Annotated in this window: 13 protein-coding genes and 1 pseudogene; 8 read left to right on the top strand and 6 right to left on the bottom strand. The window is 26.3% G+C overall.

Annotation, left to right across the window (positions count from 1 at the left end):
• A partial coding sequence (locus tag ACERKK_RS06800) for a YraN family protein (protein ID WP_373772334.1) occupies positions 1–289 on the top strand: 289 nt, incomplete at its 5' end.
• Here ACERKK_RS06800 and ACERKK_RS06795 read toward each other — a convergent pair.
• Positions 284–1,468, bottom strand: coding sequence for a YbfB/YjiJ family MFS transporter (locus ACERKK_RS06795; protein WP_373772333.1), 1,185 nt, complete (start codon positions 1,466–1,468; stop codon positions 284–286). The two genes, ACERKK_RS06800 and ACERKK_RS06795, sit on opposite strands and share 6 nt — an antisense overlap.
• A complete protein-coding gene (locus ACERKK_RS06790) occupies positions 1,461–2,303 on the bottom strand; it encodes an AraC family transcriptional regulator (RefSeq protein ID WP_373772332.1) in 843 nt (280 codons plus the stop codon). Before ACERKK_RS06790 ends, ACERKK_RS06795 begins: the two co-directional genes overlap by 8 nt.
• Positions 2,304–2,532: 229 nt before the next feature.
• Between ACERKK_RS06790 and ACERKK_RS06785 the strand changes: the two genes are divergently transcribed.
• Genes ACERKK_RS06785 through mqnE form a run of 5 tightly spaced genes read left to right on the top strand, consistent with a single transcriptional unit; the run spans position 2,533 to position 5,903 of the window.
• Positions 2,533–3,639: an aminotransferase class I/II-fold pyridoxal phosphate-dependent enzyme gene (locus ACERKK_RS06785; RefSeq protein WP_373772331.1), complete on the top strand. Its 1,107-nt coding sequence runs from the start codon at positions 2,533–2,535 to the stop codon at positions 3,637–3,639.
• Positions 3,636–3,869: a hypothetical protein gene (locus tag ACERKK_RS06780; RefSeq protein WP_373772330.1), complete on the top strand. Its 234-nt coding sequence runs from the start codon at positions 3,636–3,638 to the stop codon at positions 3,867–3,869. The genes ACERKK_RS06785 and ACERKK_RS06780 overlap by 4 nt, the downstream gene beginning before the upstream one ends.
• Before the next feature lies 1 nt (position 3,870).
• Complete coding sequence (locus ACERKK_RS06775) at positions 3,871–4,524, top strand: carbonic anhydrase (protein WP_373772329.1); 654 nt, start codon at positions 3,871–3,873, stop codon at positions 4,522–4,524.
• A complete protein-coding gene (locus ACERKK_RS06770; RefSeq protein WP_373772328.1) occupies positions 4,517–4,834 on the top strand; it encodes a hypothetical protein in 318 nt (105 codons plus the stop codon). Before ACERKK_RS06775 ends, ACERKK_RS06770 begins: the two co-directional genes overlap by 8 nt.
• A gap of 7 nt (positions 4,835–4,841) precedes the next feature.
• Positions 4,842–5,903: an aminofutalosine synthase MqnE gene (gene mqnE / locus ACERKK_RS06765; protein ID WP_373772327.1), complete on the top strand. Its 1,062-nt coding sequence runs from the start codon at positions 4,842–4,844 to the stop codon at positions 5,901–5,903.
• A 23-nt stretch (positions 5,904–5,926) separates the two neighbouring features.
• On the opposite strand, the gene ACERKK_RS06760 is transcribed toward mqnE, so the two are convergent.
• From ACERKK_RS06760 to ACERKK_RS06745, 4 genes are read right to left on the bottom strand one after another with little or no spacing between them, the layout of a single operon-like run.
• Complete coding sequence (locus ACERKK_RS06760) at positions 5,927–7,489, bottom strand: hypothetical protein (RefSeq protein ID WP_373772326.1); 1,563 nt, start codon at positions 7,487–7,489, stop codon at positions 5,927–5,929.
• 23 nt (positions 7,490–7,512) lie between these two features.
• Positions 7,513–8,130: a lysophospholipid acyltransferase family protein gene (locus ACERKK_RS06755; RefSeq protein WP_373772325.1), complete on the bottom strand. Its 618-nt coding sequence runs from the start codon at positions 8,128–8,130 to the stop codon at positions 7,513–7,515.
• On the bottom strand, positions 8,130–9,440 hold the full coding sequence (miaB, locus tag ACERKK_RS06750; protein ID WP_373772324.1) for a tRNA (N6-isopentenyl adenosine(37)-C2)-methylthiotransferase MiaB: 1,311 nt from the start codon (positions 9,438–9,440) through the stop codon (positions 8,130–8,132). The genes ACERKK_RS06755 and miaB overlap by 1 nt, the downstream gene beginning before the upstream one ends.
• A gap of 15 nt (positions 9,441–9,455) precedes the next feature.
• Positions 9,456–9,698 (bottom strand): HP0268 family nuclease, encoded by a 243-nt coding sequence (locus ACERKK_RS06745; RefSeq protein ID WP_373772323.1) that lies wholly within the window; start codon positions 9,696–9,698, stop codon positions 9,456–9,458.
• 152 nt (positions 9,699–9,850) lie between these two features.
• Between ACERKK_RS06745 and nusA the strand changes: the two genes are divergently transcribed.
• Positions 9,851–11,029, top strand: coding sequence for a transcription termination factor NusA (nusA, locus tag ACERKK_RS06740; RefSeq protein WP_373772322.1), 1,179 nt, complete (start codon positions 9,851–9,853; stop codon positions 11,027–11,029).
• A gap of 1 nt (position 11,030) precedes the next feature.
• A pseudogene (locus ACERKK_RS06735) lies at positions 11,031–11,317 on the top strand (cysteine--tRNA ligase); the annotation flags it as partial.

Genomic DNA, 11,317 nt, shown 5'->3' with positions numbered 1-11,317 from the left:
TTTTCTTGAAGATTTAAATTATGAAATCATTGAGCAAAATTTCTATGCTAAAAAACTAGGTGAAATAGATATTATTGCTAAAAAAGATAATATCTATCACTTTTGTGAAGTAAAATCAGCTCCTGATTATGAGACTGCTATAAATAATATAACACCCTCAAAACTAGGTAAAATCAAACGAAGTGTAGATTACTATATTCAAAGTAAAAAAATAAATCCTGCTTTTTGCATTGATGCTATTATTGTTACTGATGAATCAATCGAATTACTTGAAAATATAACTTTATAGATTTAATGTTTGAATTTTTTTTGCTATTAAAAGCATTAAAACACCCAAGAATACAATAGTTGCTGTTACATATAATGCATAATCATAATTGCCTGTCCATTGCGTCAAAGAAACAGCATATAAAGGTGCTGTAACTTGCCCTATTCCATATGCAGTTGTTAATGCACCCATTAACATAACAGGATTTGCACCTGCTAATTTTCCACCAAGATTCATAAATAATGCAACTAAACCTGTAAATGTTCCACCATATAAAACTCCACAAAAAAGATTTAAATAAACATTTGTAGTCATTGTTGGTATTAAAATTCCAACTATTTGTATAGACATGGCAATTATAATCATATTTATACTTCCATATTTATGAGCTAACTTCATCCAAATAATAGCAGCAGGAATACCAGCAAGTCCAACAAGTAACCATGTAAGTCCAGCATATTGTTCTAGACCTTCAAGTGATTTTATAATTGTTGGTAAAAATGTTCCTTGAATTACAAATCCAACTCCTTCTGTAAAATATGCAGCAATTAAAATTATTACAAAAGGAGAAAATAAAGCCTTATTAAAAGGGTGTTTTTGAACATTTTGTTTAAGATCTTTATCAAAAGATAAAATATACAAAGGATAAAAAGCCACAAGAAGAGCACATAAAGATAAGATTATCCATGAATTTTGCCAGGTAGATATTGATAACACATATCTACTTATAATATCAGAACTTGCTAATGCTATTCCTATACCTGAAAAATATATTCCCATAGCTTTTGTTTTATCTTCAAAGTTTAATTTCATCATTACAATGGCAGCGCCTACAACTAATGCCATTGCTGCTCCAAAACCTGCAATTATTCTTCCTAATAACCAAACTATATCATTTGTTGTAATTCCCATTATAATGGTTGTTAAAATACAAAGAATAATACCAAGTCTAAAATATTTTACTTTAGTATTTATATCTTTTATAAAAATTGCAAAAATAGAACCTGATAAATAACCAACATAATTTAAAGATGCTAAAACTCCTGAAAATGTTAAAGATAAAGTATTATCTTCTAACATTGATGGTAAAAGTGAAGTATATGAAAATCTAGCAACTCCAACACCTATAAATAATCCTATTATTCCTGCTAATAAAATATTGAAATTACTATTTTTATCTAATAGATTAAAACTACTCATTATTACTTTCCCTTGTAATACTATTTTGTATATCATTTTGATAAGCTTTTGGTGTTAATGCAAAAACTTTTTTAAAGACATTTGTTAAATGACTTTGGTCATAAAATCCAACTTCTCTTGCAGCTTGAGAAATATCAATACCATCACAAATTAGTTTTTTTGCTCTATGAACTCTTTTATTTACAATATATGCGTTAGCTGATAATCCAAAGTTTTGATTACAAATACGAATAATATGATAAGGGCTATAACCTAAGGCATTTGATATTTGAGTTAAGGTGAGTTTTGAAGAGATATTATTTTCAATATACTCTTTAAACTCTTTTGCTATTTGTGTTGTTTTATTTACTTCAAGTACTTTATTATCAAAAAAAGCATTATTTAAAATATGTTTTAAAAATTCAAATAGTTTTAATTCTTTTTCAATAACATCATTGTTTTCATATAAATACTCAAATAAATCAAAAAAACTAGAGCAAATATCTAAATCAACAATTTCATTTGGCAAAGAAATTAATTGCTCAATCTTAAAAATATGTTTTTGTAAATTTTGGTACCATGTTCTATCAATATAAACAACATAATAATCTTGTGTTATTTCATCCAATATTGAATAATGAACTTCATTTGGATTAATAATAACTAATTTATTTTCTCTTAAAACTATTTGCTCATCATTAATCATAATTTTTGCACTGCCTTTTTTTAGGCCTAAAATACAAAGCATATTATGATAATGTTTTTGAGAACACTCAAAAAAGGTATTAGAATATTTTAATTCTAAGTATGGAAGTTCTGGTATTTTAAAAATTCTATTATTAGTTTTTTTATTCATAAAAAAGATAATACAGAAGAAATAATTAAAAGTCTTGGAAAATATTGCTATTTAAATATTATAAAAGAAGTTCACCTTTTGATGAATCTTCTTTTTTTATTAATTTGTTAGTTGGTATATAAAATTAGTATAGAAATAATAACAAGTATTAGTAGCAATAAACTAGCATAAGATAAATTTTATATTCAACTATTTCTTAGTCATTTTTTGATACCATAGGCAAACACAAATGGAGAACTTTTTGTATTCAAAAGAACTACAATCAATTAAAAAATCAAATCGTTTTAGAACTAGAGAAGTATTTGATAAAAATTTAATTGACCTTGCATCCAATGATTATTTGGGTCTATCAACAAATAAAAATATTTTTCAAAAAGCTTATGAACGAGTTTTAGAAGAACAATACACTGCGCCAAAAGCATCCATGCTTGTAAATGGATATAATCAAATACATAAAGATTTTGAAGAGTTATTATGCAAAACAAATAACTTTGAATCAGGAGTTACTGTTGGTTCAGGATTTCTAGCAAATATTGCTATGATTGAAGCACTTTGCAGAAAAAATGATACTATTTTTATAGATGAAGAGTATCATGCTAGTGGAATACTTGCATCAAAACTTTTAAAAACTGAACAAGTGATTATTTTTAAACATAATGATTACTTTGATTTAGAAAATAAAATCTCACAAAACAAAAGAACAGGTAGAAATATTATTGCTATTGAAGGTGTTTACTCTATGGGTGGAGATTTAGCACCTAAAGAAATATTTGACCTTGCAGAAAAAAAAGAAGCCTTACTTCTTGTAGATGAAGCTCATAGTTCTGGTGTTATAGGTGAGAATCTACTTGGTATTTTTGATCATTATAATATCACACCAAATAAGTATCATATTAAAATGGGAACATTAGGTAAAGCTTATGGCTCATATGGTGCTTATATTTTAGCTTCAAATGATGTAATTGATTTTTTAGTAAATAGAGCAAAACCAATTATATATTCTACTGCACCATCATTATTTGATATTGCTTTAGGACTTGAATCTTTAAAATATATAATTGAAAATAAATCTATACTAAAAGAGAAAATAAAACAAAATTTAAATATTATAGAAGAAGTTTTAAATATAAAATCACAAAGTTTAATTATTCCTATTAATATAGGTGATAATAAAAAAGTTAAAGAAATACAAGCTATTTTACAAGAAAATGGCTATTTACTTGGTGCAATTAGACAACCAACAGTAAAAAGTGCAATAATACGTCTAATAGCAAAAATAGATATAAATAAAGAACAATTAAATGATGTTTGTACAATCTTAAAGGAAGTAAAATGAAAATAATTTTAATATGTTTACTATCATTAACAGCAATGTTTGCAGATAATACAATCAATATGAAAAAATGTGAAGTACTAGAAATATCACAATATACAAGACTTTTTTCTTGTCATAAAGTTGATTACCTAGTTGAATATAAAATTGAAGTAGATTTAAGAGAATCAGATAGTATTAAAAAAATCACTATCATTACACCTACTTCTCAACAAGTAATAAGAGGAAATTAATATGATAATCAATGATTTAATAAAAGGTAACCAAAAATTTAGAGAAGTAAGTTTTCCAAAGTTTGAAGGAAATATAAAAGAGTTAGTTGAGCATGGTCAAAAACCTGAAATTTTATTTGTAGGTTGTAGTGATAGTAGAATCACACCTGATTTAATGCTTGATACTAAACCTGGAGATATGTTTATTTTAAGAAACGTTGGTAACTTTGTACCTCCTTATAGTCCTGATGATGATTACCATGGTAGTTCTGCTGCTATTGAATATGCTGTTTCTGTTTTAGGTGTTAAGCACATTATTATTTGTGGACATTCTCATTGTGGAGCTTGTAAAAGTTTATATAAAGATATTGGTGATTCACCTGATTTAGTGCATGTTAAAAAATGGCTAGAACTAGGGAAAAGAGCAAAAGAGTACACACTTTTAGCAATTCAAGATAAAAGTGACCAAGAAAAACTTTATAGAGCAACTGAGAGAATTTCAGTAGTTCACCAAATGGAAAACTTACTAACATTCCCAGATGTTGAAAGAAAAATCAAAGATGGTTCTTTACAAATTCATGGTTGGTATTATAGAATCGAAGATGGAACTTTAGAGTATTATGATGGTGAAAAATGTTCTTTTGAACCATTAATGGAAAGTGGTGATAATGAGTAATGAAATAAGAAGATTACCAAAAAAGACTGTTATCATAATTGGAATCTTAATTGCTTCTGGTTTAGCAATTTTTATGGTTCTAAAAACCTTAAAAGAAGAAAAAATGACCGAAGTTCTTGCAACTTTAGGTCATACAAATATAAAAGAAGTTAAAGTTATCAATCGATTAAGTGTTGAAGATAAAAAAACAAGATATAAAAGTAGTGTATATAAAATAATGTTTTATGATAATACTCTAAGACAGACTTGTTCAGGTTTTGTTCATAGAGGAAAAGATAATAAGTACACTAAAGATTTAGATTGTAAATAGGAATAAAATGAGTATTATAGAAAAATTAGATAACAATGAAAGATTAGATTACGAAGATGCGATTAAACTTTATGATTTAGATTTATTTACTCTTGCTCAATATGCAAATAAAATTAGAGAAAATAAACATGGTAAAAAAACATATTTTAATATAAATAGACATATAAATCCAACAAATATTTGTAAAGATGTATGTCAATTTTGTGCTTATAGTGCAAGTAGAAAAAATCCACAACAATATACTTTATCACACGAAGAAATTTTAGATATTGTAAAAAATTCTTCTAAAAATGATATTAAAGAAGTACATATTGTATCAGCACATAATCCACATACAGGATTACAATGGTATATGGATGTATTTAAAAAAATCAAAGAAAACTTCCCATCAATTCATGTAAAAGCTTTAACTGCTGCTGAGATTCATTTTTTAAGTACTGAATATAACTTAACATATGAAGAGTTAATTCAAATGATGATTTCACATGGAATAGATTCTATGCCAGGTGGTGGAGCTGAAATATTTGATGAAAAAGTTCGTAAAAAAATCTGTGGTGGAAAAGTAACATCAGAACAGTGGTTAGAAATCCACAAACTATGGCATAAAGCAGGAAAACAAAGCAATGCTACTATGTTATTTGGTCATGTAGAATCAAGAGAAAATAGAATTGATCATATGCTAAGACTAAGAAATTTACAAGATGAGACAGGTGGTTTTAATGCATTTATTCCTCTTGTATATCAAACTGAAAATAACTTCTTAAAAGTTGATGCACCAATTACAGGACAAGAAGTACTAAAAACATATGCAATTGCTAGAATTGTTTTAGATAATATTTCAAATGTAAAAGCTTATTGGGCAACATCAACTGTAAAGCTTGCATTAATAGCACAAGAGTTTGGTGCAAATGACCTTGATGGAACAATTGAGAAAGAATCAATACAAAGTGCAGCTGGAGCTTCAAGTGCGAAAGGTGTTGCTGTAAAAGAGTTTGTTGATTTAATTAAGAATTCTGGGTTTACACCAGTTGAAAGAGATTCAATATATAATGAACTAAAAACTTGGTAAAAGTTTTTAGTTTATAAAGCTATCTATTTTGGTTGATTAAATACCAAATTAAACTCTACTTCTATCCCTGCTTGAGTTTTAGTCATATTTATAGGATATGCAATATTAATAGAATATAACTCTCTATTTAATACCTCAAAAATTTCAAAAAACTCTTTTGGTGTTTGTACAAGCATACTTATTAAATAGTTATATTTTGTAATATCATTATTATTACTTGATTTAAATTTTACTATTGTTTCTTTTTGAGGAAGAAGTATTTTTAACTGTTCACTTACTCTTGAAATTGGTAAAAACTCATCAACAATATACTTACCTGTAAATTTATTATATGTAATATTGTCAATTTCTATTTCATCTTCTGATTTAATAATTGCATCAAAAATGTATTTTTTATCTTTATTTTCATTAATTAAAACATTTGAACTATATAGTTTTTCTAATTCAGGTTGAACAGATTTAATAAATGTATCTTGTCTTAAAAATGTACCTTTTAGCATTAAATTATCTTCGTCAAGCTTTAATTCTTTGATAATTACATCATAAGGAATAGAGTTAAAAATTGATTCAACTCTTTTTTTAATGATTGAATTTATCATTACATGATTAGGTAATTTGATGATATTTTCAGAAATAGTTTTTTCAATTTTTGTACTAGGTTTTTCATCAATATTTATATAAAGTTTATAAATACCAAAAAATGCTGCAATAAAAAATATTAATATAATTGAATTAAAAATAAAATTACTAGAGCTTTTTTTTCTAGGTTTTACAAAACTCTTTTTTAAATGTTTATCTTTAGATAACTCAAATATCTCTTCATCAATATTTATAGCATGATATTCAATACTAAGAAGAAATTCATCACTTAATGAATCAATTTGCTCTTTTGTTAATTGTTTACTTACATATAAAATTGTAATTTTTTCAACAAAAGTTTTTGATTCTTTTTCATAAAATTCATTTAGTGTATTATTTATGATTTTATTTAATTCTAAATAATAAATCTCATCAAATAGTTTTTGACCAACAACATCATTTTCATAAAAATGAGTTTTTTTAATTGATTCAAAAGTTGGTAAATCAATTGTTTTACTATATACAATTGAAGATGTATTATTTACAATTACAATAAATGCTTTATCATTAAATAAAAATATTAATAATTCATTTCTACAAACATTTTGTTCTAAATGATGTTGTAATATATGAAAAGAAGAGTATATAAAATCAATACCTGTTTTCTCAAAATAGTTTTTAGTTTCAAAAAGTGTAGTTTTTAATACAGCAATATCATATTCTGAATTTAGTTCAGCAATTTCACAATCTTTTAGTTGGCTTGATTTGGCTTTTGGAACAAGTCTTGTTGTATCACTTATTAAAAGTGTAGAAAGATATGTAACAGGAGTTAGTTTTTGAGAACTATTTATTTTATGTGCTATATCATGAGATAATATTTCATCATTAACTAAAAAAACAGAATTGTTTGATTCAAGAATATTATCATCACTTAATTTCTTATAATCAAGTTTTAACTGTGTATCGTATTTAATAGCATTAATATATAAAGACTCTTTATTAAACATATAATTCCTATTATTTTAACTCTTTAATACATAGCATTAATCATCATTTTTTCTTTAATGAATACTTTTGCTTCTTCTAAATCTAAATTTGTTACATCATAAGGTTCTGACATATAAAAATCAATTTTTCCAAAAGGTTTTGGTAAGATAAATTTATCCCATGAATTAAATTGCCAATAAGATGATGGCTTAGAATTTAAAACAATAATCCTTGCATTACACTTATGAGCAATGGCTACAACACCGTTAGCTACGGAAAATCTAGGACCTCTAGGACCATCAGGAGTCAATGCTACATCATTGCCTAATTTAATTTCCTTTATTGTACTAATTAAAGCTTTAGCAGCACCTTTAGAAGAAGAACCTCTAATAGCTTTTATACCTAAAACTCTAACAAGTTTAGCAATAATTTCACCATCTTTATTATGACTAATCATTGCTTTTACTGTTTTATTTGGTCTTTTTTTATAATAATTAAATGGCTGAGATAACAAATCTCCATGCCAAATAACAAAGATAAAAGCTTCATCATCATTCAATTTTGAAGGATGATGAAAAACTTTTTTATTTGTAGCATAAATAATTTTAACCAAGATATATAAAATATAAGGCAAAATATTTAATTTAAAATATTTTTTCATTACTGAACTATTTCACCTTTTAACGATGTTCTAGTATTATCAGTGATTTTAATATTAACAAACTTACCAAGAAGTTCATCACTTCCTTTAGCAAATACTTGTAGATAATTATCAGTAAATCCACAAATTTCACCATTTGGTTTTAAGCTTTCAACTAATACATTTAAAGTCTGTCCAACATAAGTTGGCATAATAGCTTCTAAATGTCTTTTATGAAGCTCAATAAGCTCAATTAATCTAGCACTTCCAATTTCATCAGGAACTTCAATATCAGCTAGTTTTAAAGCTTCTGTTCCAGGTCTTGGAGAATACTTAAAGTTAAAGATTTGATCAAATTTAGCTTGTCTTACAACATCTAAAGTATCTTGGTAATCCTCTTCAGTCTCACCAGGGAATGCAACAATAATATCAGTTGTAATTCTTAAATCAGGAACTAAAGATCTTATTTTTTCTGTTCTATTTAAGAACCATTCTTTAGTGTACCCTCTTTTCATTGCTTTTAAAATTGATGTTGAACCACTTTGTAAAGGCATATGAATACATCTTGATATTTTTTTATTTCTTGCAAATTCTTCAATAAATTCATCATCCATATGTAAAGGATGAGGAGATGTAAATCTAATTCTTTCTAACCCTTCAACTTTTGAAACTTCTTGTAAAAGTTTTGTAAATGATGATTTTTCTCTACCATCACTAAATCTTCTTCCATAAGAGTTTACATTTTGTCCTAAAAGCATTACTTCAACAGCACCCATATCAACTGATTTTTGAACTTGGTCAACAATCATTTCAGGTGGAATAGAAAGTTCATCACCTCTAGTGCTTGGAACAATACAATAAGTACATTTTTTATCACAACCAACAGAGATATTTACACTTGCTCTGTATTTATTTGTTTTTGCAGTTGCAAATTCATAAGTTGATTCATCATGGTCAATATCAATTTCAACTGAACCTTTAATATCAACTACGTCTTTGATTTTAGAAATATTTCTAGCACCTACAACAAAATCAACATATGGAGCTCTTTTTATGATGTCTTTTCCTAAGTGTGAAGCAGTACATCCACAAACACCAATTTTAGCACCCTCTTTTTTCTTCTTATTAAACTGTCCAATTTCAGAAAATAGTTTTTGAACAGGCTTTTCTCTTACAGAACATGTATTAATAATAATAAGATCTGCATCTTCCATTTTATCAGTTTGAGAATAATCTTTATGTTTTTCTAATTCTGCTGCAATGTGTTGGCTGTCAGTGTCATTCATCTGACAACCTAATGTTTGTATAAATAGTTTTTTATTTGAACTCATATTTTTTATCACCTATTAAAGTGCATGAACCTCATACATATATTCTTCATCAGCAAGACCGTATTTAACTTCTCTGAAATATACGTTAAATCCATCATCTTCTAATGCATCAACTAATCCCATCATATCTTTGTGAGAGTTATCTCTATCAAAGTATAATAATTCATAATTTTCTTTTTTTAATTGTTCTTTAATTTTATCTAAATCTACTTTTTTAGGTTTTTGTGTTAATTCTTCTCTTGCAAGTAATAATTCCATATATCAAGCCTTTTCTTTTTTAATTAGCCAAATATTTTAGCTTAAAATTGCTTTTATTTATATAAAAGGAGAATTCGATATAATAATAGACTACACTACATTGAAACCCAAAAAAATATTACTTTTCAATGTCAACAAATAAAAGGTTATTAATGGATAAAATAATAGATATTTTAGATTCAATTGCATATGAAAAAGGTCTTAAAATCGAAGATGTTGAGAATGCACTAAAAGAAGCTTTAATTAAAACTGCTGAAAAAATGGTTGATGAAACACTAAGATTTGATGCAAACGTAAATAGAGAAAAGAAGAAACTTGAACTTTTCCAAAAAATTGAAGTAGTTGCTTCTGGCGATGAAAAACTAACTGGTGAAGTTGAAGATGAGTATGGAAATGAAATCAATGCTGAAAACTTTATTGAATTAGAAGAAGCAAAAGAAATTGATGCTGATTTAGAAATTGGTGATTTCTTAGATTATGATTTAGAATTTGAAAATATGGGTAGAAATGCTGCCACTATTTTACATAGTAATTTTGAATATAAAATCCAAAGATTTATTGAAGAAAACTTACTTGGAAAATATAAAGATAAAATTGGTAAAGTTGTTTCTGGTGTTGTAACTAGAATTGATAGACAAGAAAATACTTTTATTGAAATCGGTGAAGTTAAAGGTATGCTTCAAAGAAAAAGTAGAATTAAAGGTGAAACTTTTAAAGTAGGTGATACTGTAAAAGCTGTTGTAAGAGGTGTTAATATTGATAAAACTAATGGTTTATTAATTGATATTTCAAGAACTTCTCCTAAATTCTTAGAGTGTTTATTAACTCTTGAAGTACCTGAACTTAAAGATGAAAAAATCATTATTGAATCAAGTGCAAGAATTCCAGGTTCTAGAGCTAAAATTGCATTAACAAGTATGGATCCTCAAATAGATGCTATTGGTTCTGTTGTTGGTGTAAAAGGTGTTAGAATTTCTTCTGTATCTTTCCAATTAAGTGGAGAAAATATTGACTGTGTTGAATATTCAACTATTCCTGAAATGTTTATTTCAAGAGCTTTATCACCTGCAATTATTTCAAGTGTAAAAATTGAAAAAGCACCTGGATTTAATGAAAGAGGAAAAGCAGTTGTTACAATTCCAAGTGATCAAAAGTCAAAAGCAATTGGAAAATCTGGTTTAAATATTAGATTAGCATCAATGCTTACAAAATATGATATTGAATTAGTTGAAATTGAAGGAAGTACTCCTACACCAACTTCTGGAAATAATGACTCTTCAAATGTTGAAAAAACAACTGATACAGCATCATTAGAAGCTTTATTTAAATAAAATGAATAATATATATATTTATGATTCAGTAAAAAAAGAAAAAGTAGAATTTCACTCTATTGAAAAAAATAGAGTGAAAATTTACGTTTGTGGACCTACTGTTTATGATGATTCTCACTTAGGTCATGCACGTTCAGCTATTGCTTTTGATTTATTACATAGAGTTTTAAAAGCTAATGACTATGAAGTTATTATGACAAAAAACTTTACTGATATTGATGATAAAATAATTAAAAAAATGTATGAAACTTCAAGAACACTTGAAGATATTACAAGTGAGTACATTAC

The sequence above is a fragment of the Poseidonibacter sp. genome (assembly GCF_041821165.1).
Classification (GTDB): domain Bacteria; phylum Campylobacterota; class Campylobacteria; order Campylobacterales; family Arcobacteraceae; genus Poseidonibacter.
The sequence above is the reverse complement of the archived record's forward strand: the minus strand, read 5'-3'. Positions and strand labels throughout refer to the sequence as shown.